Source organism: Sphaerochaeta sp., assembly GCA_022482495.1.
Lineage (GTDB): Bacteria > Spirochaetota > Spirochaetia > Sphaerochaetales > Sphaerochaetaceae > RUG023.
On record JAKVPA010000010.1, the window covers coordinates 42,204 to 68,227 of the forward strand.

18 protein-coding genes, 3 tRNA genes, 2 pseudogenes and 1 CRISPR repeat array are annotated in these 26,024 nt (G+C 48.7%); of the genes and pseudogenes, 14 read left to right on the forward strand and 9 right to left on the reverse strand.

Translation table 11 applies throughout. The features are described from left to right. Positions 1-26 precede the first annotated feature (26 nt). Positions 27-299, reverse strand: coding sequence for a co-chaperone GroES (locus tag LKE28_10235; GenBank protein ID MCH3908586.1), 273 nt, complete (start codon positions 297-299; stop codon positions 27-29). Positions 300-480: 181 nt separating this feature from the next. On the opposite strand from LKE28_10235, the gene LKE28_10240 reads away from it, so the two are divergent. The 4 genes and pseudogenes from LKE28_10240 (at position 481) to ppdK (ending at position 5,866) form a co-directional block, all read left to right on the forward strand. Next, the gene (locus tag LKE28_10240) at positions 481-873 is read left to right on the forward strand and encodes a hypothetical protein (GenBank protein MCH3908587.1); all 393 of its coding nucleotides are present in this window, start codon (positions 481-483) and stop codon (positions 871-873) included. 220 nt (positions 874-1,093) lie between these two features. Continuing rightward, on the forward strand, positions 1,094-1,972 hold the full coding sequence (locus tag LKE28_10245; protein MCH3908588.1) for an RNA polymerase sigma factor RpoD/SigA: 879 nt from the start codon (positions 1,094-1,096) through the stop codon (positions 1,970-1,972). Between the two features lie 123 nt (positions 1,973-2,095). After that, on the forward strand, positions 2,096-2,938 hold the full coding sequence (kduI, locus tag LKE28_10250; GenBank protein MCH3908589.1) for a 5-dehydro-4-deoxy-D-glucuronate isomerase: 843 nt from the start codon (positions 2,096-2,098) through the stop codon (positions 2,936-2,938). Between the two features lie 212 nt (positions 2,939-3,150). After that, a pseudogene (ppdK, locus tag LKE28_10255) lies at positions 3,151-5,866 on the forward strand (pyruvate, phosphate dikinase). A gap of 229 nt (positions 5,867-6,095) precedes the next feature. On the opposite strand, the gene LKE28_10260 reads toward ppdK, so the two are convergent. Then, positions 6,096-6,167: transfer RNA gene (locus LKE28_10260), tRNA-Thr, on the reverse strand. A 136-nt stretch (positions 6,168-6,303) separates the two neighbouring features. Between LKE28_10260 and LKE28_10265 the strand changes: the two genes are divergently transcribed. The 6 genes from LKE28_10265 to LKE28_10290 all read left to right on the forward strand — a co-directional run bounded on the left by LKE28_10265 (position 6,304) and on the right by LKE28_10290 (position 10,305). Continuing rightward, the gene (locus tag LKE28_10265) at positions 6,304-6,597 is read left to right on the forward strand and encodes a hypothetical protein (protein ID MCH3908590.1); all 294 of its coding nucleotides are present in this window, start codon (positions 6,304-6,306) and stop codon (positions 6,595-6,597) included. Then, on the forward strand, positions 6,594-7,610 hold the full coding sequence (tsaD, locus tag LKE28_10270) for a tRNA (adenosine(37)-N6)-threonylcarbamoyltransferase complex transferase subunit TsaD (GenBank protein MCH3908591.1): 1,017 nt from the start codon (positions 6,594-6,596) through the stop codon (positions 7,608-7,610). The genes LKE28_10265 and tsaD overlap by 4 nt, the downstream gene beginning before the upstream one ends. A gap of 57 nt (positions 7,611-7,667) precedes the next feature. Then, positions 7,668-7,738: transfer RNA gene (locus LKE28_10275), tRNA-Gln, on the forward strand. 5 nt (positions 7,739-7,743) lie between these two features. Beyond that, positions 7,744-7,815: transfer RNA gene (locus LKE28_10280), tRNA-Glu, on the forward strand. 78 nt (positions 7,816-7,893) lie between these two features. After that, complete coding sequence (locus tag LKE28_10285) at positions 7,894-9,531, forward strand: ATP-binding cassette domain-containing protein (protein MCH3908592.1); 1,638 nt, start codon at positions 7,894-7,896, stop codon at positions 9,529-9,531. A gap of 9 nt (positions 9,532-9,540) precedes the next feature. Beyond that, complete coding sequence (locus LKE28_10290; protein MCH3908593.1) at positions 9,541-10,305, forward strand: type III pantothenate kinase; 765 nt, start codon at positions 9,541-9,543, stop codon at positions 10,303-10,305. On the opposite strand, the pseudogene LKE28_10295 reads toward LKE28_10290, so the two are convergent. Both LKE28_10295 and LKE28_10300 read right to left on the reverse strand, forming a co-directional pair. Beyond that, positions 10,306-11,504 (reverse strand): annotated as a pseudogene (locus LKE28_10295) (aminopeptidase). Further along, positions 11,501-12,700, reverse strand: coding sequence for an aminopeptidase (locus LKE28_10300; protein MCH3908594.1), 1,200 nt, complete (start codon positions 12,698-12,700; stop codon positions 11,501-11,503). Before LKE28_10300 ends, LKE28_10295 begins: the two are co-directional and overlap by 4 nt. Before the next feature lie 512 nt (positions 12,701-13,212). Between LKE28_10300 and cas9 the strand changes: the two genes are divergently transcribed. From cas9 to cas2, 4 genes are read left to right on the forward strand one after another with little or no spacing between them, the layout of a single operon-like run. Then, positions 13,213-16,089, forward strand: a complete 2,877-nt coding sequence (cas9, locus tag LKE28_10305; GenBank protein ID MCH3908595.1) for a type II CRISPR RNA-guided endonuclease Cas9 — start codon at positions 13,213-13,215, stop codon at positions 16,087-16,089. Continuing rightward, positions 16,079-17,185, forward strand: coding sequence for a hypothetical protein (locus tag LKE28_10310; protein ID MCH3908596.1), 1,107 nt, complete (start codon positions 16,079-16,081; stop codon positions 17,183-17,185). Before cas9 ends, LKE28_10310 begins: the two co-directional genes overlap by 11 nt. Continuing rightward, entirely contained in the window at positions 17,148-18,020 is an 873-nt protein-coding gene (cas1, locus tag LKE28_10315; protein MCH3908597.1) for a type II CRISPR-associated endonuclease Cas1, read from the forward strand. The genes LKE28_10310 and cas1 overlap by 38 nt, the downstream gene beginning before the upstream one ends. After that, a complete protein-coding gene (gene cas2, locus LKE28_10320; GenBank protein MCH3908598.1) occupies positions 18,017-18,337 on the forward strand; it encodes a CRISPR-associated endonuclease Cas2 in 321 nt (106 codons plus the stop codon). The genes cas1 and cas2 overlap by 4 nt, the downstream gene beginning before the upstream one ends. 728 nt (positions 18,338-19,065) lie before the next feature. Further along, positions 19,066-21,153: a CRISPR direct-repeat array (repeat unit 36 nt; unit sequence GTTTTAGAGTAAGGTAATTCTTGATTGATGTCGAAC). A 47-nt stretch (positions 21,154-21,200) separates the two neighbouring features. Here cas2 and LKE28_10325 read toward each other — a convergent pair. From LKE28_10325 to LKE28_10345, 5 genes are all read right to left on the reverse strand, one after another. Next, a complete protein-coding gene (locus LKE28_10325) occupies positions 21,201-21,413 on the reverse strand; it encodes a hypothetical protein (GenBank protein MCH3908599.1) in 213 nt (70 codons plus the stop codon). Then, positions 21,413-22,933, reverse strand: coding sequence for a transposase (locus LKE28_10330; GenBank protein MCH3908600.1), 1,521 nt, complete (start codon positions 22,931-22,933; stop codon positions 21,413-21,415). Before LKE28_10330 ends, LKE28_10325 begins: the two co-directional genes overlap by 1 nt. 283 nt (positions 22,934-23,216) lie before the next feature. Continuing rightward, complete coding sequence (locus tag LKE28_10335) at positions 23,217-24,410, reverse strand: IS256 family transposase (protein ID MCH3908601.1); 1,194 nt, start codon at positions 24,408-24,410, stop codon at positions 23,217-23,219. A gap of 74 nt (positions 24,411-24,484) precedes the next feature. Then, complete coding sequence (locus tag LKE28_10340; protein ID MCH3908602.1) at positions 24,485-25,258, reverse strand: ATP-binding protein; 774 nt, start codon at positions 25,256-25,258, stop codon at positions 24,485-24,487. After that, on the reverse strand, positions 25,255-26,024 hold a 770-nt coding region (locus LKE28_10345; protein MCH3908603.1), incomplete at its 5' end, for an IS21 family transposase. The genes LKE28_10345 and LKE28_10340, both read right to left, overlap by 4 nt.

The following is a 26,024-nucleotide window of genomic DNA, read 5'->3' on the forward strand; positions in this document are numbered from 1 at the left end:
GTTTTTTTTCTTGCCGATGGACTGGATCAGTCGATCACAGCCAGAATGTCATCCATTTTCAGAATCAGGTACTCTTCGTTGCCGTCCTTGACGGATACGCCGGCGAACTTGTCATGGATGATGCGGTCACCGACCTTGACGGTCATCTTGACCTTGTCGGTACCCTCACCAACGGCGACGACCTTTCCGATCTGGGTCTTCTCTTGGGCGGTCTCAGGAATGTAGATGCCGCTTGCGGTCTTCGCCTGTACCTCTTCGCTCTTGACGAGCACTCTGTCAGCCAACGGTTTAATTGTCATGTTTGTTCCTCCAAACGATGTGTGTTGATGTATGGGTCCTTTCCGGACACCTTTCGTAATATACTCAAACCACGCGGAAAGGGCAACAGAAAACCGGTTTGGGTGCGCAAATAGTGCTCAGTGTGAAAACACTTGCCGTTGCTTTCCGTCCATGAGTATATTGCAGGTGAGGAAAGCGGATATGGAACGCAAGGAGACGGAAAACAACCAGCTGATGGTGATGCCGGAGAAAGAGGTGGGGAACTACCTGTACCGAAAAGCCATCGCCTACGCCCGTGAGAAGAACATCTATGAATCCTTGATGTGCTACGTGGACGCGTTCCTTCTCCGGAGCGAGGAAAGTCATTGCGATGACAAGAATTGGCTGGATTTCTTCCGCCTTGAGTTCATCATTTATCTGCTGGGGAAGAAACAGGTGTGCTGTTCGCTGTGCGAAGGGGACATGATCCACGACTGGCTGAAGGACGAATACCAGCGCCTGATGGACTCCCTCAGCCAAAGCGAGATCCCGTTCAAGGGGAATCTGCACGAATGGTTCGCCTCATTGGAGCTTTCGTTTCCCTGGATGTTCTGAAAAGTGGGTCAAAATGAACCCATCCCAAAGGGTGTTTTCCTTAGTTGTATCATTTTGACACGTTTTTGGGTCCTCTTCCCGTATGGTGGGTCGGTTTATCCCACCGAGGGAAAAGCCATTTGTTGTCATAATAAATATAATTCTATATATTATAACAAATAATAATGTTCTCAGAAAGTTGGCACGTCTCTTGCTTGGTATATGGCATGGAGGCACCACAATGAGTGACGCAATGTTGGACAGTGAGATGCACAATGACAATTACGAAGAATCTGGACTCCTTTCCTTATATCTGAAGGAGATTAACAGGATTCCGCTCCTGACCCAGGAAGAAGAGTACAACCTTGCCGTGCGTGCCAAACAGGGTGATGAGATCGCGCGGAAGAAACTGATCGAAGCGAACCTTCGCTTCGTGGTGAATGTCGCGAAGAAATATCAGAACCAGGGTATCCCTCTCAATGATTTGATCGATGAAGGGAATATCGGGTTGATGACGGCGGTGGAGAAGTTCGAGCCTTCCATGGGCTATCACTTCATCAGCTACGCCGTATGGTGGATCCGCCAGTCGATCGTCAAGGCGCTGTGCGAGAAGAGCCGTGCGGTACGGCTTCCGCTGAACCGGACCAATGAGCTGATGCAGATCAAGAAGGCCCAGAAGAACCTGATGCACGAGTATGGCAGGGAAGCGAACACCGCGGAGATTGGAGAGATGACCGGCTTGGATCCGGATCTGGTGAAGAATCTGCTCTCCATTTCCCGTGACATGGTCAGTCTGGACAGCCCGATGACCAACGGGGACAAAGGTTCCCAGTCGACGTTCGGTGATTTTGTCGAGGATGATTCCCCCTCTCCGGAGGATCGCCTGATGGAGAGCAGCCTGAAGGAAGACATCCAGAAGGTGCTGGGGACGCTGACCGACAAGGAGCGGGATGTCATCGAGCTTCGCTTCGGTCTGAACGGACGCGCTCCGATGAGCCTGAAGGAGATCGGCGAGCTGTACAGCCTGACCAAGGAACGGATTCGCCAGATTGAGAAGAAGGCGTTGGAGAAACTGCAGAACCCCGCACGCAGCAGAATGCTGGAAAGCTACACTGCGTAAGGGATGGAAAGCGACCGGTTGGTTTCCGGCCGCTTTTTTTTGCCTTCGTAAAGGGTTCACAAACCACCGGTTATCGGCTAGTATGGGAAGTGGAACATGATTCCGTTTTACAAGGAGTAGGTAATGGATATTCGTTATTCAACAGGAAAGGAGCCGTTCTCCCGGATGAACACCGAGGAGTTGCGGAAAGAGTTTCTGATTCAGAACATATTCAAGGCTGATGACGTCAGTGGCGTCTATTCCCACGTCGACCGTATTGTGACGCTGGGATGCATGCCGGTCAAACAGACCGTCTCCCTTGGCAAGAACATCGATCCGATGAAGGATTTTGGTGTCAATTACTTCTTGGAGCGCAGGGAGCTGGGGATGATCAACATTGGCGGCGCCGGCGAGGTGACCGTTGACGGACAGGCCTACCAGCTGGCGCAGTACGACGGCATGTACGTTGGTCAGGGCGCCAAGGAAGTGACCTTCTCCAGCAAGGATCCCAAGAATCCGGCGAAGTTCTACATGAACAGTTGCCCGGCACACTGCCATTATCCCACCAAGCTGGTCACCTACAAGGACGCCATCCACAAGAAGATGGGTTCCCTGGAGGAGAGCAACGCCCGGACGATCAACCAGTACATCCATCCGGATGTCCTCCAGACCTGCCAGCTTTCCATGGGCATGACTGCCCTGGAGCCGGGTTCCGTCTGGAACACGATGCCGGCCCATACCCACGAGCGCCGTATGGAAGTGTATTTCTATTTCAACGTCGCACCGGACCAGGTGGTGTTCCACTTCATGGGCGAACCTCAGCAGACCCGTCACATCGTGATGCACAACGAGGAAGCGGTGATCAATCCGTCATGGTCGATCCATGCCGGATGCGGCACGAAGAACTACATCTTCATCTGGTCGATGTGCGGTGAAAACCGGACCTACACCGATATGGATGCGGTGAAGACGCCGGATCTTCGCTGAGTCACATTTTCATCAAAAGGGGGAGCGGGGTAGTCCGCTCCCTTTTTTAATGCGAATATGGAACATTGTTTCAACAATTTGATGGGTTGTCGTGATTTGCGTCTCGTAACAATGGAGTTGCGTACATTGACAGTGATGCAAAGTATGGGTACGATTCAATTCTACGAAATGAAGTTTTGAAAGAACATTGAAAGCATTAGGAAGGAAGATTCATGTCGGATAAAACACAGTACGTGTACTTCTTCGGGAACGGAAAGGCGGACGGTACGGCGCAGATGCGCGACATCCTCGGGGGCAAAGGCGCTAACCTCGCCGAAATGACCAGCATCGGGCTTCCCGTCCCTCCAGGATTCACCATCAGCGCTGAGGTTTGCCAGTACTTCAACGACCACAAAGGGGGCTACCCCGACGGACTCCGCGAAGAGGTGATGAAGAACCTGAAGAAACTTGAGACCGTCATGGGAAAGAAATTCGGGGACAAGAAAGATCCCCTGTTGGTTTCGGTGCGCAGCGGCGCCGCCCAGTCCATGCCGGGCATGATGGATACCATCCTGAACCTGGGATTGAATCCGGACACGGTTTCCGGCATGATCGCCAAAACGAACAATGAGCGGTTTGTCTGGGACAGCTATCGCAGATTCATCCAGATGTTCGGTGATGTGGTGATGGGTGTTCCCCACAGCGAGTTCGAGAGCGCGCTGCAGGACGTGAAGGACGAGAACCACAAGACGTACGATATTGAGCTGGACAGCGCCAACCTGCAGGAAGTCATCGCACGGTACAAGCGGATCTACCGCCGGTATACCGGAGAGGATTTTCCCCACCGATCCGATCGACCAGCTGTTCAAGGCGATCAACGCCGTGTTTCGCAGCTGGAACAACGAACGGGCCATCAAGTACCGCCAGATGTATGACATCCGCGGTTTGCTGGGAACGGCCGTCAACGTCCAGTCGATGGTGTTCGGAAACATGGGCGATACCAGCGGCACCGGTGTCGCGTTCACCCGTGACCCGTCCACCGGAGAGAACCGCTTCTATGGTGAGTTCCTAATGAACGCCCAGGGCGAAGACGTCGTCGCCGGCATCCGGACCCCCCAGCCGATCGAAACCCTCAAGGCGATCAACCCGGAGGTGTACGACGAATTGGTCGGCATCCGCTCCAAACTGGAGAAACATTACCACGACATGCAGGATCTGGAGTTCACCGTCCAGGAAGGCAAGCTGTACATGCTGCAGACCCGCGGTGGAAAGCGTACCATTTTCAGCTGGCTCCGCAGCCAGGTGGAGATGGTGGAGGAAGGCTTGATCACCAAGGAGACGGCTGTCTCCCGTGTTCCTGCCGCTGAGTTCTCCAAGCTGTTCGCCCCGATCCTCGACCAGAAGATCATCCGCGATCTCTCCCTGAAGGAGATCACCCACGGATTGAACGCCTCTCCCGGTGGCGCCTGTGGCCAGGTGTATTTCACCGCGGCAAAGGCTGAGGAAGTCGCCGCGACCGGCAAGGACGTCATTTTGGTCCGTACGGAGACCAGTCCGGAGGATATTGGTGGCATGGCCGTTTCCAAAGGCGTCATCACCTGCCGTGGTGGCATGACCAGCCACGCGGCGGTCGTCGCCCGCGGCATGGGTTGCCCCTGTGTCTCCGGTGCCAGTGAGATTCATGTCAATGAGCCGAAGAAGTATCTGGAAGTCAACGGTGTGACGGTGAAGGAAGGGGACTACATGTCCATTGACGGATTCACCGGAGCCATCTACGCCACAAAGATTCCCGTAAAACCCAGCGAGATCGTCCAGGTTCTGGACGGCCAGATGCGGGAGAGTGAATCGGTGGTGTTCCAGAACTACAAGAAGTTCATGGGCTACGTCAATGAGCTGAAGACGATGGAAGTGTACACCAACGCCGATACGCCGAAAGACACCCACCACGCAAAACTGCTGGGTGCGGAAGGCATCGGACTGTGCCGCACCGAACACATGTTCTTTGGCGGAAACCGGATCATGTGCGTACGGAAGATGATTCTTGCCAACAACACGGTGGAGCGGAAGAAGGCGCTTGATGAGCTGCTTCCGATGCAGCGCAGTGACTTCGAGGCGATGTTCACCGAGCTGGACGGGCTTCCGTTCACCATTCGTCTGTTGGATCCTCCGCTCCATGAGTTCCTTCCCAATGACCATACCAGCCGCCATGAACTGGCGCTCCAGATGGGCATCAGCGTGGAGGAAGTGGCGCAGAAGACGGCGTCGATGCACGAGTTCAACCCGATGCTCGGCTTCCGTGGCTGCCGGCTTGGCATCATCTATCCGGAGATCCTGCAGATGCAGGTGAGGGCCATCATCGAGGCGGCCATCAACGTGCAGAAGAAAGGCATCAAGGTGCAACCGGAGATCATGTTCCCACTGGTAGGCAACTACAAGGAATTCCTGTACTGCAAGAACAAGGCGAAGGAAGTGATCGACGAGATCTTCAACGCGACCAGCAGTCACGTCGACTATCTGATGGGTACGATGATCGAAGTACCGCGTGCCGCCATCACCGCCGACGAGATTGCCAAAGCCGGCGCCCAGTTCTTTAGCTTCGGTACCAACGACCTGACCCAGATGACCTGCGGATTCAGCCGTGATGACGCTGCTTCGTTCCTTGGACATTATGTCCAGGATCCGGACAAGCAGTTCTACGACTACGATCCGTTCGCCACGATTGACGAAGGTGGTGTGGGCAAGATGGTGAAGATCGCTGTGGAACTTGGCCGTGGCGTCAACAAGGATCTGATCCTTGGCATCTGCGGCGAACATGGCGGGGATCCCAAGACGATTGACTTCTGCCAGCGTGTCGGCCTGGACTACGTTTCCTGCTCTCCGTTCCGCGTGCCCATCGCACGCCTTGCGGCGGCGCAGGCGGCCATCAACGCTCGTCAGAAAGCGAAATAACGGTTCTTTCCCTCTTGGATTTCAATCCCCGCCCTTCATCGGACGGGGATTTTCCTTTTGTGGGAATGGAAAGAAACGATTTCAATCGGTTCCTGGCAGGTGGTGAAACAGATCTCGTGGATGTGTTGCTTTGTGGTTGGCTATCCCATATCGGATGCAATTGGTCGCACAACAAAAAACAACCCTTCTTAACGTGTTGTGTTAAAAAGGGTTGCATTGTTTTGTGTACAGCCGAAGAAGGGAGTTGAACTCTTGACCTGCTCATTACGAGTGAGCTGCTCTACCACTGAGCTACTTCGGCGTGCAGAAGTATCTAACACCATTTTTCCAGGTAAATCAAGTCCTTTTGGAATTTTTGTTGCGCCTTGGTGCCGCTTGATCCGGATTGCATTGACTTGCCATCTGTTTCTCAGTAGTGTTAGGTGCAGGAGAAACACTTGAAAGCCAACAAACTGGACGTACGCTTCATTCCGAACGAGTATGTGGTGCTGGTGAAGACGAAACAGCGCAGGTCTGCGCCTGAGGTGGGCCAGGGATGGCAGCCACAGGTCGCGCAGTTCCTCCTTGACATGTTTCCGTCGGCTTTGGAGAGTGGTATCGGATTGTCCGACTTGTACCGTCTGGCCACCATGACGAATCCTGTGGAGATCAGTGACGCCTTGGATGACCTTGATTTGTTGTTCGACGACGATGACGAGCAGGACGACCCGGATGATGACGAGGAAGTATGAACGTATTGGGTATAGAGACGAGCTGCGATGAATGCAGCTCGGCAGTGGTGCGTGACGGTCACGAGATTCTCAGCAATGTCATTGCGACGCAGATCGAATTGCACAAACCGTATGAAGGGGTGGTGCCGGAGCTTGCCAGCAGACTGCACACCGAATGGATCGAACAGGTCGTGCAGGCGGCCATCAGCAAAGCGGGTTTGCAGACCAAGGACATTGACGCCGTTGCGGTCACCAGCCGTCCCGGTCTGATGGGGTCGCTCCTCGTCGGCGTGAACTTCGCCAAAGCGTTCGCCGCGACACGGGGAATCCCCATCATTTCCATCGACCACATCAGGGCGCACCTGTATGCTTCCCAGATCGAAAATCCTCTGGAGTATCCGTACCTTGGCGTTTTGGTCTCTGGAGGCCATACCGTGATCTGCAAGGTGAACGGGTATGATCAGATCGATGTGTTGGGTACGACGATCGACGACGCCATCGGGGAAGCGTTCGACAAGGTGGCGAAACACTATGGCCTTGGCTATCCCGGCGGGGTGGTGATCGACCGGCTTTCAAAGACGGGCAATCCCACGGCGTTCCTGTTTCCCGGCAACGCGTTGGATGAAGCGCATCCGTACGATATTTCTTACAGCGGTCTGAAGAGCGCGGTGATCAACCAGCTGGACAAGTACTGGGATGGCAAGAGCGAGAAGAGCAACGAGAACATCGCCGCTTCGTTCCAGCGTTGCGCCGTTGGCATGCTGGTCCGGAGGGTCAAGCTTGCCTTGGCGGATACCGGGTTGAAACGGCTTTCCGCAGGTGGCGGGGTGGCTGCCAACAGCTTGCTCCGCAGTGAGTTGAAGGATCTGGAGAAGGGTGGCATCCAGACCAGTTTCCCGTCCCTGAAACTGTGCACGGACAACGGGGCAATGGTGGCGGGTCTTGGGTACCGGTATCTCTCCGATGGCATCCACGATGATTTCTCATTTGGAGCCAGCGCCAGGGTCAGCGCGTTCAAGAAACAGTACGACTAAGGTTTTTCCCCTTGACATGGATCGGGTTTTTTCCTATCCTTGCTAAGGATTTCTGATTGGGATGTAGTGTAATGGTAACACTGCAGATTCTGGTTCTGCCTTTAGGGGTTCGAATCCCTTCATCCCAGACGTCGGTTCCTTCGTCTAATGGTTAGGACAGGAGATTCTCAGTCTCTAAATATGGGTTCGATTCCCGTAGGAACTATGAAACATGATGGAGGGCAACCGGGGGTGGTTGCCTTTTTTTATGCACGAACACACAATGAACCATAAGGATTGAGTGATGATTACAGCGAGCAACATTTCCCTTGCATACGGATCTCAGGTACTGTTCAAGGACGTGAACCTGAAATTCACCCCTGGCAACTGCTACGGGATCATCGGCGCAAACGGTGCCGGTAAATCCACGTTTCTCAAGATTCTCTCCGGAGAACTGGAACCGGACAGCGGGGAAGTGATCGTCACTCCCGGCCAGCGGCTTGCCGTGCTTCGTCAGGATCACTTCGCGTTCAACCAGTACACCGTGATGGAAACGGTGATCATGGGATATCCCAAGCTGTACCAGACGATGAAGGACCGTGACGCCATCTACGCAAAGGCGGATTTCACCGAGGAAGACGGCATCAAGGCGGCGGAACTGGAATCCACGTTCAGCGAGCTGGGTGGCTGGGAGAGCGAAGCGCAGGCCGGCCAGTTGCTGGATGGCCTTGGGATTCCCGCCGACATGCATGAGAAGCTGATGGGGGACGTGGAGGACAACATCAAGGTGCGGGTGTTGCTTGCCCAGGCGCTGTTCGGCAACCCGGACATTCTGCTTCTGGATGAGCCCACCAACCACCTTGACCTGGAGTCCATCACCTGGTTGGAAGGATTCCTGGAAGATTTCGAGAATACGGTGATCGTCGTTTCCCACGACCGTCACTTCCTCAACTCGGTGTGCACCCACATTGTGGACATCGATTATTCCAGGGCTACGTTGTACGTCGGAAACTATGATTTCTGGTACATGTCCAGCCAGCTTGCCGCCAAGCAGATGAAGGATGAGAAGAAACGGAACGACGAGAAGATCGCCGAACTGAAAGAATTCATCCAGCGGTTCGCCAGCAACGCGGCAAAAAGCAAGCAGGCCACCAGCCGGAAGAAGTTGATCGACAAACTGACCATCGATGACATCAAGCCGTCAAGCAGACGGTTCCCATACGTCGGTTTCCGCCCGCTCAGGGAACCTGGGAAGAACATCCTGGAAGTGAAGGACCTGTCCAAAACGATTGACGGGGTGAAGGTTCTGGATCACTTCAACCTGATGGTCAACAACGGTGACAAGATCGCGTTCGTCGGACCGGAACATTTTTCAAAAACGGTATTGTTCGAGATTCTTGCCGGGAACATGGAACCGGACGAAGGCTCCTACCAATGGGGCGTGACCACTTCGCTTTCCTACTTTCCCAAGGACAATACCAAGTTGTTCCAGGAGCACGTGTCCATCACCGACTGGCTGATGCCGTTCTCCCCGGAAAAGGATGAGACGTACGTTCGCTCGTTCCTTGGCCGCATGCTGTTCTCCGGCGATGAAGCCCTGAAGGATTGCACCGTGCTCTCCGGTGGAGAGAAGGTCAGGGTGGTGCTGGCAAAGATGATGATGGAGCAGGCAAACTGCATGATCTTCGATGAGCCGACCAGCCATCTCGATCTGGAATCCATCTCGGCGTTGAACGATGGGTTGATCGACTACAAGGGAATCCTGTTGTTCAACACCCATGACCATCAGTTCATCGACACCATCGCCAACCGGATCATCGAGATCACGCCGAACGGCGTCATCGACAAGATGATGCGCTTCGAGGATTACCTGGCTGACGCGTCCGTCAAGGCGCTTCGTGACGAGCTGTACCAGGGCCAGCAGCACAAACTCGCCCTGTAGGAGGAGATCATGTTCTTCGCGGTTGACATCGGGAACACCAACATCGTCCTTGCCGTACATGACGGCAAGCAGTGGGTGCAGACGTTTCGTGTGTACAGTGACCAGGCAAAGACGGGAGACGAATACTTCGTTATTCTGGATTCGTTGTTTTCCCATGCCGGCGTGCTGAAGGAGAACGTGGAACGCGCCGCCATCTCCAGCGTCGTGCCGAATCTTTCCCGCTCCCTGCAGAAAAACGTTGTCCGTCTGTTTGACGTCAACCCGTTGATGATCACCAACAAGGTGAAGACGGGACTGAAGAGCGAGAGCATACCGCCGGAACTGGGAAGCGATTTGCTGTGCAATGCGGCGCAGGCACACTATGCCCATCCGGGAAAAGCGGTGATGGTCTGTGATTTTGGTACTGCCCTTACGTTCACTACCGTCTCCGGTGACGGTTCCGTGCTGGGGGCCGCCATCACCCCAGGGTTGATCACGGCGATGCGGGCGTTGTTCCATGGCACCGCCCAGTTGCCGCAGGTTGAGCTGTTGATCCCTTCCACGGTGATCGGCCGCAACAGTGAGGAATCCATCCGGGCTGGCATCATGTACGGCTACGCCGGTTTGGTCCAGCACATGATCGACCGGACCGAGGCGGAGATCGGGGAGAAACTGTACGTCATCGCAACCGGTGGCCTGTCACGGACCATCAGCCCGATCATCCCCCGGATCGACGAGATCAGTCCAACCCAGACGGTGGACGGCATCAAGTTGATCAGTGACCTGAACAGCTGATCAGCGGACGAATTTCCCGTTCACCATGATGGGGATCTCCCTGCCATCCATCCGGATGGCGGTGATGGTCATATCCGAGGATCCCACCATGAAATCCACATGCATCAGGCTCTTGTTGCACCCTTCCTTGTACGGGTCCTTGGACCCGACAAGGCAGTTGGGATAGCCCGCGCCGAGGGCCAGGTGGCACGACGCGTTCTCATCGTACAGCCCGCTTGCGAACAGCAGGCCGCTTTTCCCAATGGGATTGGTTTCCTCCACCAGGGCGCATTCACCCAGATGCCGGGTTCCTTCATCGATGGCGAAGTAGCGGTCCATGGCTTCTTGTCCCCGTTTTGCTGTGCAGAATACGACAGCCCCTTCGTGGAACTGCAGGGTGACTTCCTCGGTCATTTCGTCCAGGACGGAGACCGGTTTTGTCGTCGTCACATATCCTTCAGCGAGATTACGATTCGGAGTGGTGAACAACTCTTCTGTTGGAATGTTGGGCAGAAACCTTCTTCCGTCCGGCAGGACGGAATCCCCACCAAGAAACCTACTGGTCGGACACAGTCCGACGACCAGGTCGGTCCTGGGGCTCTGGTAGTGAAGTTTGATGATGCCCAGGGCGTTCAGCATCCGGGCGTGTTCCTGCATCTTCACGCAGGCGTCCTTTCCAGGCCTTCGTCGGGTTGGGTGAATCCAAAAGCAGAATCGGAGTGAGCGTTTCCCATAATTCTTCTTCCGTATGATCTTTTCCCAGAACTGTGTTCGGCCCAGCGCGGCGTGGGCGCGGCGATGACGCACCAGGGGAGGGAGTCCACCATGAACCGGTCATGGATGGCATGGTGGAACGAACGGGCAGCTTTGCGGTACCGTTGGTTCTTCGCTTGGTCCAGCTGCACCTGTTTCAGACGGTCGTCGATCGGCTCGATCTGAATGTACGCCCATTCCTCCGTACAAATCTGGTAGTCCAGGATTTTTTCGAAATCAGGGAAGGTGGCGAGCTCTTTGTCACTCTGGTTCTTCAGCCGGGAGGCGAGGATCTCGTTGTCTGAGATCACAATGTGGACGTACCCCGCCTTGTGGCGATAGGCGCTCTTGGCCAGGGCGCGCGCCATTGGGTAGGTCGCCTCATCGCAATTGACCAAAAGGTTCTGGCCTTTCTTCAGGTTCACACCCGCTTCAATGACCAGGTCGGCGTAGCGATCGATGATCATGTCGCTTCCTCCTCACTGAACACCCCTTCATCGACCAGAATGTGCCGGGTTCCGTCCGGATCCACCGCGGTGACGGAAAGGCTTCGGGATCCCATCGGAACATCCATTCTTACCAGAGACTGGTTGAGGTGGAGGGATGCAAGCTCTTCTTCGGTGATATGACGGGACAGCGTGTCCAGAGCGAATCCTCCGAACCCCACATGGGTGGTCATCGCCTTGTTGAACAGGGGATGGACGCCACGGGAGAGGTGCCGGCTTTCCAACGTATCCTCGTCGGCGAGTGACAGCTCGCTGAGTACCCGCGCCCCGTCATCGATGGTGAAGAACGCGTCCAGCGCTTCAGCGCCTTTCTCTGCGGACCAAGCAATGGCTTTGCCGTCCTTCAACGTGAACGAGGCGCCTACAACCTGTTTGCCCAGAAGCAAAAACGGGCGGGTGCTCGCCAACGTCCCGTTGGCTGATGTTCCGTCGATCGTCGCATACAAATGTTGGACGGGAAGGGTGCTGTAGAACGTACGGTTGCTGCTGGTACGCTGTTCCCCTCCGGTCCATTCGGTGGCTTTGGCCAATGCGCAGGTGAAACTCCAGCCGTCTCCCACCACTTCCAGTTTCTCCGGTTTGATGGCATTCAGTCGTTTCTTCCGGTAGGCGAGCATCAGTCCCTGGTCTTCCCAGAACCGGTCAGGATCCTTGGTGTCCAACCGATACAGGGCGGTGAACAGATTCCACAGGTCGTCCTCCGTCGCCGTTTCCCCCAAATACTGCAAGCCCCAGTTGGCTCCAGGATAGGGGATGTTCGCCCAGGGGTAGGCGAGTCTCCGGTCCAGCTCCACCGGTTCGGCAAGCAAGCCGAATTTTCCCAGTTGCACCACATCCTTTGCAATATCTACAGGGCTTTCCTCGCTGTAGTACGGGCAGTCGTCAAGATCGACGATGTGGCACATCACCAGTCCGGTCGTTTTCGGCCGGAGGGCTTCGTTTTCCTTGGGTTCGATCGGATAGACCTGCTTGATGCGTCCCTTTTCCGTCTCGACGATCTGCACCGCCTGGATGGTCACTTCCGCGGCCAGTTTGCCCAAAAGTCGTGCGAATTCGATGGTGGAGCTTTCCGTGTTGATGGAAAGCGCCTCACCACGCCGTAACTGGAGCTGGCGTTTGATGACGAGCTCCGCATATTTCATTTCCCTTTGATCCATACCACGCAATCATAGTCGATTCATTCCCGACGGACAAGGGATGGTCACACTTGCAGGATACGCAAAGGAATGGTAACATACGTTAAGTATAAGGAGCGCCTATGGAAACAACACCAAACGTACCACGCAATCCCCAACCAGCAGGTATCCCGCATCCAGAGCAGGGAAAGAAACCCAACCCAGCACCCAAGTCCACCGCATCAACCGGTACCCTGGCCTGGTATGCCGCTGCATTCGGGGGAAGGGCTCCGGATGAGTGAGGCTGGTATTTTGGTTCATACCATTTCAGCAGATAGATAATTGCCAAAATCCCAATCTTATAGCGATATAAGTATGTGTATTTGAGAAATCTGTGATATACTTACAAAAAAGAGCCACATTTCTGTGACTCTCAACGCCTGAGCGTTGTCAGTTGCCTGACGGGAAAGCTTCCGCTTTGTTTTAACGAAGTAAGGTAATACTTCATTGATGTCATCTTTAGTATATGCACGCTTGTAAGGAGGAGTCAAGTCATGAAAAAGAGCAAGGATGTGGAATCGTACGCAATTGGATGCGATATGGGTACTGGCTCGTTTGGGTGGTGTGTCACAGATGAAAATGGTGAATTGGTTTCTTTTCGCCATCAACCGATGTGGGGCGTGCGTTTGTTTGAAACAGGGAAGACCGCTGAAGAACGGAGACAGTTCCGCTCTACGCGGAGAAGACTTGCCCGACGTGTCCAGCGACTCCAATGGCTGCGTGATCTTCTTGGGTCGGAAGTAGAGAAGGTGGATCCTGATTTTTTCAAGCGTTTGCAGTATTCCTCTGTTTCGCCTCATGATTCCCAATGGGAAGCCCTGCGTGAGCTTTTTGCGAGTGATGGATATTGTTCCAATCTCTATGAGAAAAAATATCCTACCATTTACCATCTGCGGAAAGCGCTCGCAGAAGAAACACAGAAAGCGGATTTCCGACTGATTTACCTGGCAATCCATCACATCATCAAATACCGGGGGAATTTTTTACATGAAGGGGAAATGCAGATTCATGGAGGAGTTGACCTGAAAAGTTCCGTCTCTGCATTACTTTCTTTGGTAATCGATGGAGATACGGAAATATCTGAAGCAGTTTCTTCCATCACTGATACACTAAAAGATGAAAAGAAATCCGCTTTTGACAAACAAAAAGTGATTCAGATCGCACTTCAATCCGTAACGGATGATCAAGACAAGAAGTTCTGCGCAGAGTTATCAAAAGCCATCCTTGGCCGGAGTGCCGATTATACCCAAATATTCCCAACGTTGGGAGAAAAGAAAATATCTGTTTCATTGGATGACGAAGCAGCTTGTGAACAATTCTCAGAGAATTTGGGGGATACTGAACTGGAAGTGTTCCAGGTGTTGCAAAAACTTTATGCAGACTATACGCTCGCGATGCTTCTTTCAGGCAACGTATCAACGATCTCTGATGTGTATATCAATCGATACAACCAGCATGCGCAAGATTTACGTACGTTGAAACGTATTGTTCGTGCAAAGTGCCCCCATGAAACGTATCATGATCTCTTCAATGGCAAGCAATCATGGTATGAACGGTATCGGCTGAACAACAGCAAGGATTCTTCGTACGATAATTTGATTAAATCAATCAAGAAAATCCTTGAATCCATTGAGAATTCCGTACATGATGATGATGTTTCATATTGCATGAAACGGATTGAAGAAGGAGAGTTCCTCAAAAAACCCAAAAGCAGTGAGAATGGCGCAATTCCCAACCAGTTGCATTGTGAGGAACTGAAAGCGATTCTTGATCACCAAAAAAGATTCTATCCCGTTTTGGCTGAAAATGAACAGAAACTGCTTCAGATAGCCTCATATCGTATCCCATACTACGTCGGACCGTTGTCACCTCAGGCTACAAAATATGGGTGGGCTCAACGAAAAGAACAGGGACCTGTCACACCATGGAATTTTACCGACAAGATAGATGTCATGGCTTCGGCGGAGCGTTTTATCACGCAGAGAACGGATACCTGCCAATTCCTCTATGGCGAACCAGTTTTGCCAAAGAATTCTTTGTTGTATGGCGAATACTGTGTGTTGAACGAATTGAATGGGATTCGTCTTGATGGAAAACGGCTGAGTGTCGATGTAAAACAACAGATCTTCCATGAGTTGTTCCAGACGCAGAAAACAGTCACAAAAGGAACTTTGAGCAAATGGTTGTACGAACATCGGTATGCCTCACATGAGAAGGGCCTGGACCTGACCGGATTCCAGAAAGAGGACGAATTTGCATCAAATCTTTCTTCCTGGATTGACTTCTCTCGTATTTTTGGTGGTATCCGGGAACAAGACAAGGAGATGATCGAAAACCTTATTCTTTGGAACACACTGTTTACGGATAAAAAAATACTGAAAGCGAAAATTCGAAAGAGTTACCCAACCTTGGCTGATCCGACGGTCGTAGCTATCTGCAGATTGAATTACCAAGGGTGGGGCAGATTATCCCAAAAACTCCTGACGGGCATTTCTACGTTGGATGCCCAAGGAAGGGTTTGGACCGTCATGGATTTGCTTTGGGAAACCAATCAACTCTTTATGGAAATCATTTTTGATGAGACCTATGGTTTCCAACAAAAAATCGAAACAGCAAACAAACAGAACAAGCCGGAAACATCATTGAATGCATATGATACTGCTTTCCCTGATGTTCCTATGTCTCCTTCGGTAAAGAAATCGGCTTGGCAAGGATTACAGGTGATTCGTGAGATTGTGCAGGTGATGGGGAAGGAACCAAAACGTATCTATGTGGAATTTACCCGAGGTGATGAAGAGAAAAAACGCACGATAAGCCGGTATTATGCACTTGAGAAGATTTATAAACGACTGAAGGATGACCCGTCCTTTGAAAAGGTATATGAAGAACTGACATCAAGAAAAGAAGAGTACAAGAAACAAAACGGGCCATTGAAGATTATGCGATTGTACCTCTATTTCTTACAGAATGGGAAATGTATGTATTCTGGACAGACTTTGGATATTCAACGTTTGGGTGATTACCAGATCGATCATATTCTTCCGCAAGCGTACATCAAAAACAACAGCATCGATAACTTGGTATTGGTGAAATCCAAGGAAAACCAACGAAAACGAGATTCTTTGCTTTTGGATGATACTATCATCACAAAGCAAAAACCCTTCTGGAAAACGTTACGGAAAAACGGGTTGATCTCTTCAAAGAAATTCCATGCGCTGATCAGAGAAGAGGTTTCTGAGAATGATTACATTGGATTTATCAATCGACAAATTGTCGAGACAAGCCAAGCGGTCAAGATCCTGAGTGATGTGCTGAAGGAGGCGTTTCCGACAACAACCGTAATGGGGATCAAAGCAGGGCTTGTCTCATGATTTTCGTGCTCAAAATGGGTTGTACAAGGTTCGTGAGGTCAATGACTATCATCATGCACATGATGCCTTGCTTGCCTGCCAGGTTGGGAGGTTTCTTGCTGGTCCTTTCGGACAAATGATAAAGAACAAGGAAGCCTTCATTGATTTTCAAAATGCTCTTCAAGATGATACATCCAATGCGCGAGACGAAAAATATGGGTTTGTCATTCATTGCATGAGCAGAGAATATGGTTCATGGCATGGATATGCCGTTGTTGAATACTTGAGGAAAGTGTTTGGATATCATCATTACTTCCTCTCAAGGAAAACGGAAGAAATGCGAGGTGCGTTCTACAATCAAATGTTGATGCCAAAAGGAGAAAAGGGTGGAGCAACCGTTCCTTCAAAAGAAGGAAAAGATTTTGTGGTGTACGGTGGTTATTCTGGAGAAAATCTCGCGCATTTTGATATCATTGAATATTCCAAAGGAAAGAAGCGATATCGCAAGCTTGTAGGAATTCCCATCCGCATCATAGCTTTGGAAGAAACGCAAAAAGGTGCGGTAACCCGATACCTATCATCGCTGTATAAAGATCCTGTGGTCATCAAAGCGGGAATCCGAAAGTATCAATACATCAGATACCCTGAAAAAGATGGTTCATTGAATGAGTTTTATATTGTTAGTGATGGGGAGGTGATCAACGCTCGCGAACTCATCCTTTCTCAAGACACCATAGCCCATCTTGCTCTGTTTGATCGTCTTGAAGTGATAGAAAAACAAAAACTGTTTGGAGAATTGTGTGACAAGATGAAGAAGTATCCCTGTTACAGAGGAATTGCTGAAAATCTTCTCCTTCATGTAGGCGATTTTGGTGAAATGAATTCGTTACAACAGAAGAAATGCATTCAAGGGATTTTGGTTTATATGCAGGCAAATTCTTCGAGATTTGATTTTGGGAAAGAATTCGGAGCCTCTTGGAAGAATGTTTCCAGCAATCGGTTGATCAAATCACTTGATCCCAACCAAATTGAATTTATCGATCACTCAGTAACAGGAATGTATGAGAGGAGATACCATCTTGGGCTTTCGAACCGTGGTGATCACAAAACATGTTAAGTGTTATTACAAGAATGATTACCTGGTAGTGCAGGGCGATACTCAGAAGATGGTACATCTTTCTGAGATTGATGCGGTAATATTTGACACTACGGCAATGACCGTCACCGGGGTTATCCTGACCGAATTGGTCAAGTGGAAAATCGCCGTAGTGTTTTGTGATGAGCGTCATATTCCCTCTTGTTACTTATTGCCTCTTACGGCCAATTTCATTTCAACAAAACGAATATTTGCTCAAATGCAATGGGATGAGAAAAGAAAAGATTACCTTTGGGGGGTAATCGTGAAATACAAGATTGAAAAGCAGGCGTTCGTGTTGCAAAAGAAGCATTTGGAAGCCGAAAAACAGGTAAGTTCTTACGGAATGGCCGTCCAGGACGGAGATGTAACGAATAGGGAGGCTTTTGCCGCGAAAGTGTATTTTAATGCGCTCTTTGGAAAAGACTTTTCTCGCGATGGTGACAGTTCGTTGAACGCCATGTTAAACTACGGGTATTCCATTTTGGTTTCTTTGATCACCAAAGAGGTTGTGGCTGCTGGGTATCTTCCTCAAATAGGGATCCATCATTGCAGTGAATATAATCCATACAATCTTGTTTGTGATCTTATGGAGCCTTTTCGTCCTATTGTGGATGATGTGGTTTTTGAAAACAGAGCGCAGGGAAAACTTACTCTTCTTGTAAAAGAACAATTTTGGGGAATGTTGCAGATGCAGTTTGTATATGGAGGTGCGTTGAGATACTTATCAACGATTTTGCACCTGTATGTCCATGAATGTATGGCTTTTCTCGAGAATGGAGAAGTCAAGGAACTTTTGATGTACGAGAAGATATGAGCAGCCAGATTATGAGATTACTTGTGTTTTTTGATTTGCCGGTTCTTACAGCCAAGAATCGGCATGATTACTCCCAATTTAGGAAATTCTTGATCAAAGAAGGGTATTTGCAGATGCAAGAATCCGTCTATTCAAAAATTGTACTCAGTCAAACGACAGAGGAACTTGAAAGAGCAAAACTCGAAAAAAAGCTTCCTCCGAAAGGATTGGTACAGTTGCTTGTGGTGACAGAAAAACAATATGCTTCAATTCAATTTCTGGTTGGCAGCAAAGAGCATGATGAAATTGATTCTACCAGTAGGTTGGTTATCTTATGATTACAGCCAGTTTTCCCCAGCTTGAGAAATCTATTATCATTGATCCTATTACAACTATAGATTTTACGAACCCTTCAATGTTTGCTTCTTTCATTACTTGCTTGAATGCGAACCTGCTTGGGTTTGGTGAAGAAGATGAGATTCGTTTGTTTGATGAGCATGACAAGCAGATACCTCTTTCTGGGCTTTTGTTCGTATATGATGTATTGACGTTTGATTTCAACGCTCGCCCAATAACTACTGCTATTCAGAAAAACTTGCAAAAACGAGTAAGCGAAGAGGCAGAGTCATGGGAACCAATGAGATTGGAATTACAGAAATTAGATGATGCTATGAATAATTTTCTCCTTGATGATCCTCTTGAATTGGAAGTCGATGATGAATGGGACATCAATAGACTCTGCAAGGTGTATGGAGTGAAATTGAAGTGTGATCCTTTATTGTCATGCCTTGAGCGTGCGGAGAAGATAATTGAAGTTACCAATACTCTTCATTTGGCTCATTTGATTGTATTTAAGAATCTCTCCCGGATATTTTCGGAATTGGAAAGGAAGCAACTCTATTTATTCGCACTGAATGAAACTGTTCCATTGCTTGTTTTGGAGTCCGGAGAAATCAAATCGAATGAGTTGGAAACTGTCATCCAGATTGATGCCGATTATTATGAAAAAGAGTTGCCAAAAACCCCTCTAAAAAACGATAAATCTGAAAAACTTGACTTCATTGAGGTTTTAGAGTAAGGTAATTCTTGATTGATGTCGAACAAGGCTCAGGTGGAACGCATCAACAAGCGGGTTTTAGAGTAAGGTAATTCTTGATTGATGTCGAACTCATTTCTCAAGACCCTTGCAGTCGGTGTCGTTTTAGAGTAAGGTAATTCTTGATTGATGTCGAACCGAGCTTTGCACTCGCTATGAGCCTGTCGTGTTTTAGAGTAAGGTAATTCTTGATTGATGTCGAACAATCCTCACTATTGAGATATGTTCCGGCATGTTTTAGAGTAAGGTAATTCTTGATTGATGTCGAACTTGCCTTTATCTCTTCAATCTTTGCGGAGAGTTTTAGAGTAAGGTAATTCTTGATTGATGTCGAACAGACGATTTTCTGATGTGGAACGGTATTCTGTTTTAGAGTAAGGTAATTCTTGATTGATGTCGAACTCGATGGGGATGAATATGTTCGGCAGCCGGGTTTTAGAGTAAGGTAATTCTTGATTGATGTCGAACCGAGCTTCTTGACTCCCGTCACTCCAACGTGTTTTAGAGTAAGGTAATTCTTGATTGATGTCGAACGATAGAGAAAATCAAGGAGGAGTTGAAAAAGTTTTAGAGTAAGGTAATTCTTGATTGATGTCGAACCAGTTTCAATCGCGTGAAAAGCTACTCTCAGTTTTAGAGTAAGGTAATTCTTGATTGATGTCGAACTTATGCGATAAGTGATGGCGATGTTACATGCGTTTTAGAGTAAGGTAATTCTTGATTGATGTCGAACGGATAGTAATATTACTTTGCTATCACGCCAGTTTTAGAGTAAGGTAATTCTTGATTGATGTCGAACAGCGTAAATATTATTCAAGAGAGGGAGAAAGTTTTAGAGTAAGGTAATTCTTGATTGATGTCGAACTAAAATTTTACTACAGAGGAGAAAAGATTAGTTTTAGAGTAAGGTAATTCTTGATTGATGTCGAACTTTTGGTTTTCCGATCGGTGTGAAACCTGCGTTTTAGAGTAAGGTAATTCTTGATTGATGTCGAACTGTCCAACATCCATTGCTTGCCAATTCCCTGTTTTAGAGTAAGGTAATTCTTGATTGATGTCGAACTCCGCTCCGCCGTAAGAAGCGTCAATGTGAGTTTTAGAGTAAGGTAATTCTTGATTGATGTCGAACTATACCAGGAGCTTCAGAACATTCGTACCAGTTTTAGAGTAAGGTAATTCTTGATTGATGTCGAACTATCTCGTTGTAGTGGTTCTGTACATGTGTGTTTTAGAGTAAGGTAATTCTTGATTGATGTCGAACAATAATGGCGAGACACAACAAACAGATTACGTTTTAGAGTAAGGTAATTCTTGATTGATGTCGAACAGCAGACGAAGTGCATGTGTGCGGCAATGTGTTTTAGAGTAAGGTAATTCTTGATTGATGTCGAACTGAATACGACGTTTTAGCAGACTATGGCTAGTTTTAGAGTAAGGTAATTCTTGATTGATGTCGAACCGTTGCTTGCAATACCCGAAAACTTGGCGGGTTTTAGAGTAAGGTAATTCTTGATTGATGTCGAACCGAAAACAGTGTGCATGTGATGAATGACAAGTTTTAGAGTAAGGTAATTCTTGATTGATGTCGAACTCGGGAACGAATTGTATCAAGATTGTATCAGTTTTAGAGTAAGGTAATTCTTGATTGATGTCGAACTTGGGCTGTCCGTACTTGGCTATCTCGGCTGTTTTAGAGTAAGGTAATTCTTGATTGATGTCGAACCTCAAGTCTGACATCAGGAAAGCGTTATCGGTTTTAGAGTAAGGTAATTCTTGATTGATGTCGAACCAGGACTCCCTTGTGACCGTCTCCAAGTCTGTTTTAGAGTAAGGTAATTCTTGATTGATGTCGAACTGAGGCAGGAGCCGAGCCGAGCTTGTCGGTAACATGTTTTAGAGTAAGGTAATTCTTGATTGATGTCGAACAAAACACGCATATTCTTTCCTGCATAGTGAGTTTTAGAGTAAGGTAATTCTTGATTGATGTCGAACCGTTTTTTCGTCCACCGGTACAACATTAATGTTTTAGAGTAAGGTAATTCTTGATTGATGTCGAACTGCAAGGTGAACTGCCAGTCAATGTTAACTTCCTAAAAAAGTAAACCTCAAAGCTCAATGAACCTCAGGATTTCATCAAAAGACTTACCTTTTTTTGCCATTGCCTTAAGCAAAATATCTGCTTGAATTCTGTTTCTTTCTTCAAGCAAAGCCTTCAGTTCACTGCAGGCTGTTTCATATTCAAGTTTGGTACTTTGCACCTTCTGTTCTGCTTTTTGAATTTTCTCTTCTATGGGTATGTTTTTCTTAGGTCTTGCCATTAGATTGCCTCCTTTTCTCTGAGCTGTTTGCTGATTGCAATAGATAATTGCTTTACCATGTCTGCATCAAGTCCAAAGCATTTAAGGATATCTTTCTGTTTCTTTGTCACAGCATGATCAAGCCGGTAGATACCATCATAATCACGGCTCATCTCTATCTTCTCCAGCTCACGAATCGCAGCCGGCACAGTTGCATAGTTTGGTTTCGCCACCACATCCTTAAAAGTGTCTTTGATGTATGTGTACAAACGGCATCTTATGATAAGTGCCACAAACTCAATGAGTATCTTGGAGGTTGTGGATCTGTCTGAATACACTCTCATGGATTTGTTTCCAAGATAGGATTTGTCTCCTCTGAAGAGCTTTTCATTCTCATCACGGGATTTGTAGATTTCAAGAGCTTGCTTGGCTGTCATCTTTTCAGATGTGACTATGCAAAAGTACCCACAGGTATTGAGTTCTCTCTCAACAATATCCTGTCTTTCTTCGTACATGAGAAATGTACCGTCTTTGTCATAGGTGAGTTTAAAATAATGCAAAAAACTTTGCTGAAAGACATATCTGCTTCCCTTGAGCTTGTCCATGGCATCCATCATCTTGTTGAGTTTTGTTTCAAGAACCATACTCTCTGCAGCCCTGCGCTGGTTGGAATGATAAAGATGAATGTATCTGTCTTTTGTGTCATCAGCATAGAGTTTGCATTTCACTGTAGTTCCATAGGTTTCATATCTTCTTATGTAACATTCCCTTGATGATTCAAAGGAGTTCTTCTTCTCTTCTATGATACTGTTTACAAGCTTATTCATTCCCTTGACCATGAGGATGAAGTTGTAACCTTTGTTTTCCATCTCCATAATGTTGGCTTTGGAAAAGTATCCTCTGTCCAGAATAAATGTGGCACTTCTGTATCCATATGCTTGAGCCTTTGAAAGCATGAACTCCAATTGGCTGATGTCAACTATTGATCCGGGATACTGTTCATAAAACAGAGGAATGCTGTTGGTACTGTCGTAGGCAATTGAGTATCCGAACACCGGTAACCCCTGGTCATCTTTAGGATGCCCGTACTCTACAATCTCAAGGTCTCCTGCCTGACTGTTTTTGTTTGTGGAATCATAACTGATGTAAATCTTCTTCCTGTGATCCATATTCTCATTCCACTTTGCAAGAAACAGAGAAGAAGTACTTTCCGGCATTTGAGACAGAAGTGATGATATCTTGGAATCACTGAATATCTTCATACCCTGTGTGAACAGTGCATGATTGTAAGCATAGTCCGGATAATACTGTGCAGCATTGCCTTCTGTAATGATTGAGTATGCTGCAAAGTCCAAGAACAACAAGCCATCCTTTTCTCCGAGAATGGTGTTAATCATCTTGGGAATCTCAAAGGATTTGACTATCCTGTCAATGACAAGGTATGTTCCTATCTTGAGACAACAGCTTCTTGACACAGAAGAATACTCCTCAGGAAATTCATATTCTGGAAAGTGCTTTCTGAAGTTCTGATTTGGATACATAAGGTTACATTCCGTTGTAGACTGCTTGCCTATGCAGTGAATATTCCGGTGCGCCGGAGGCGCCTGTCCGGTATCCCGGGAAGCAAGAGTCCGGCAGAATGGGAAGCATAGGACCTCTCATGTGCGGCGGAGCCGCCAGCACAGTCACGAAGGGCTGTGCCAGCAATGATCTCCACCTTTGCAATTACTGAGCAAGCTTGGGATCCAGACCGTAGACTTCCCTCGCCTGTGTCCAGACATGTTCGCAATTTCATGTTGAATAAGTCATGAGAAGCCACATGCATTATGCAACCTCTTCCAATTTCAATCTCTGTTCAGTCAACGACTGGACACTCACATATGCTCTTTCCGATTGCCACTCCTCCTCATACTCGATGAGGTAGGTGGTGATCAATCGGATGTATGAATCCTTGTTTGGAAAGATACCCACAACCTTCGAACGTCTACGAATCTCTCGGTTCAATCGCTCCAGGGTGTTGGTGGAGGATATCTTGCGATGGTCGATCTGGTCGAACCGATAGAATTGCAAAGAATCCTCCAATCCCTCTTCCAGGCAACGGATTGCTTCAGGAAATTGTTTTTCATAGGATTCCATGAATGACTGGGCATAAGAGCGGGCTTGCTTTTCATCAGGTTGCAGCCAGATGTGCTTCAGCTGCTTGGCAAAGCTATCCTTATGACGATGTCCCACATATGCAAGAATATTGCGCATGAAATGAACTTTGCAGCGTTGCCATGATGTTCCTATGAACTCTTTCCTGATAGCTGCCTGTAGGCCCTTGTGAGCATCACTGATACACAACCAGACCCGTTTGACTCCACGGTCTTTCAGATTCTGGAACAAGATACGATACGTTTCTTCAGATTCGTTATGCATCGGTTCTACAGCGAGAATCTGGGCAGTACCATCAAGAGTGACCCCTTTTACTACAAGTACCGCCATACTCACTACATGGCCGTTCTCCCGGATCTTCTCGTATAAGGCGTCAATCCAAAGGATAGGATATTCCGCTTGGAGAGAACGATTCCTGAATTCCTCGACCATCGCATCCAGTTCCTTGTTCACTTCTGATACCTGTGATGCAGAAATCTGTTCGATACCCATGCTCTTGGCAAGCCGTTCGATTTTCCGTGTAGAGATGCCACTTACCCAAGCTTCCTGGATAATCTGCATCAGAGCCTGTTCGCTACGCTTCTTCGCTGTCACAAAGAAGGGTATATACCCACCTTTACGTAATTTCGGGATGGTCAGATACATCGTACCCATCCGGGTATCGAATCTTCGAACCCGAGTGCCACTGAGATGTGTGGTTCGTTCTGTACTGTGTTCGCCTTTTTGGGCTCCTACTTTGTTGGCCACCTCAATCTCCATGAACTTTTCGGTGATCCACTGCAACATGCTCAGCATCGGATCCTCTTCAGTGATAAACGACAGTAGCTTTTTCTCCAGCTCTTTGGTAACATTTGAGTCGGTCATGAGATGTTTTCCCTCCTAGTTTTGTTTGGTTACTTACTAGTATGGGTCTTCTCATGACCAATTTCAATCTACTGTCAAATTGCGAACTTAAGTATACGTGATCCTTCCCTCATGGAGATGTCTTCGTCCGGATTGATACTTTCGATCACAATCTTATAAGAGTCATATGATATCCGATCCATGATAGCATCGGACAGAGGGCTGTCCTTGCCTCCAAGTTTGTTGTACCAGCCTTCCTCTCTGAACTGGGAGCAGAAGATGGTGGATGAGTGCTTTCTCCGTTTATGGATGAGTTCCAGAAGATTCGGGGCGTCATCCTCGGAAAGCTTAAGGAGAAGCCATTCATCCAGGATCAGCAGTGTCGGGTTGATGTACTTCTTCAGTACATCAGTGAATCTGCCTGCGTCTTTGGCCGATTTGAGGTCGATGAGCAGATCCGGCATTCTGACGTACTTCACAGTGTAATAGTGTTTGCAGGCTTCCATTCCGAAGGCACAAGCCATGTAGGTCTTTCCACTGCCGGTCGCGCCGGTGATAAAGATGTTCCGGTACTCTGTGATGTACTCACAGGTCGCCAGCCGCTCAATGAGCGTTCTGTTCAGCTTGCGGTTGTGCCCATAATCGATATCGGCAATAGAAGCATCAGGCTGCTCAAACTCGGCATTCCGAATCAGCCTCTTCAGCCGGTTGTTCTTGCGTGCAGTGTATTCAGTATCGACGAGCATTCCGAAACGGTCCTCAAAGGGGACCTCCTTCATGGATGGGTCATCCTTCTGGACGCGGAATGCATCGGCCATAGGTGTCATATGCATCTCAATAAGCTTGTCAATCGTACTCTGGTTGGTCATGATCTGTTACCTCCATAATGTCTGGCGCCGCGTGTGATGCCATACTGTGCAGAATCATCCGCCGGTTCCTCAGCTGTTGGCTCAGAAATGCTTTTGTCAGTAGCCAGGATGTTCTTGATGCTCTTATAGCTGGGTGAATTTGAGTACTGTAGCGCCTTTGCACAGGCAGCTTCCAGCCTCTGCGGACTCTTTTTCTCCGCGAGCTTCAAAAGACCCATGCAGGCTCTGTAAGACTGTTGTTCCACCCTGCCGGAGGTAAGAAGGCCGTCTACGACCTTGTATGTATTGATTCCGATTGTTTCCGCCCATCTGCGGAAACGGTCGCCGTTCCATTCCAGATATTTCTGGTGATCCGGAGGCATATGTTCGAGGACGGTGGAATACTGCCCGGAACGTCCGTAAAGACGCTTGTGGGAAGCGATCCGCCGGTGGTCCTTGAAAACTTCAATAGTTGTATCTGTTATCCGCACATCGACCTTATCTTTGATATACTGGTAAGGCACAGAGTAGTACATCTTATCTACTGCGACGTGATAGTTGAACTGCACAGTGGCAGTGCGATGTTCAGCTAATTCAAAACGGGTAGCAGGTAACGCCGCCAGCAATGGCTTTTCTTCCTCAAGAAACAGGCTCAGCCGGCTGCCCTCTTTCTTTTCAAAGTTCGCCTCGTTGTATTTCTTGAGTTTCCTGCGAATTTCCTGATTCAGTTCTGTCAGAGAGAAGAACTGCTCATTGCGTAAAGCTGCTGTGATCCATGTGGACACAT

Coding starts and splice junctions, on each gene's coding strand:
- LKE28_10235 (MCH3908586.1), bottom strand. CDS start 299: ATGACAATTAAACCGTTGGCTGACAGAGTGCTCGTCAAGAGCGAAGAG.
- LKE28_10330 (MCH3908600.1), bottom strand. CDS start 22,933: ATGTATCCAAATCAGAACTTCAGAAAGCACTTTCCAGAATATGAATTT.
- cas9 (MCH3908595.1), top strand. CDS start 13,213: ATGAAAAAGAGCAAGGATGTGGAATCGTACGCAATTGGATGCGATATG.
- LKE28_10340 (MCH3908602.1), bottom strand. CDS start 25,258: ATGACCAACCAGAGTACGATTGACAAGCTTATTGAGATGCATATGACA.
- tsaD (MCH3908591.1), top strand. CDS start 6,594: ATGAACGTATTGGGTATAGAGACGAGCTGCGATGAATGCAGCTCGGCA.
- LKE28_10240 (MCH3908587.1), top strand. CDS start 481: ATGGAACGCAAGGAGACGGAAAACAACCAGCTGATGGTGATGCCGGAG.
- cas2 (MCH3908598.1), top strand. CDS start 18,017: ATGAGCAGCCAGATTATGAGATTACTTGTGTTTTTTGATTTGCCGGTT.
- LKE28_10335 (MCH3908601.1), bottom strand. CDS start 24,410: ATGACCGACTCAAATGTTACCAAAGAGCTGGAGAAAAAGCTACTGTCG.
- LKE28_10285 (MCH3908592.1), top strand. CDS start 7,894: ATGATTACAGCGAGCAACATTTCCCTTGCATACGGATCTCAGGTACTG.
- LKE28_10245 (MCH3908588.1), top strand. CDS start 1,094: ATGAGTGACGCAATGTTGGACAGTGAGATGCACAATGACAATTACGAA.
- kduI (MCH3908589.1), top strand. CDS start 2,096: ATGGATATTCGTTATTCAACAGGAAAGGAGCCGTTCTCCCGGATGAAC.
- LKE28_10325 (MCH3908599.1), bottom strand. CDS start 21,413: ATGGCAAGACCTAAGAAAAACATACCCATAGAAGAGAAAATTCAAAAA.
- LKE28_10290 (MCH3908593.1), top strand. CDS start 9,541: ATGTTCTTCGCGGTTGACATCGGGAACACCAACATCGTCCTTGCCGTA.
- LKE28_10300 (MCH3908594.1), bottom strand. CDS start 12,700: ATGGATCAAAGGGAAATGAAATATGCGGAGCTCGTCATCAAACGCCAG.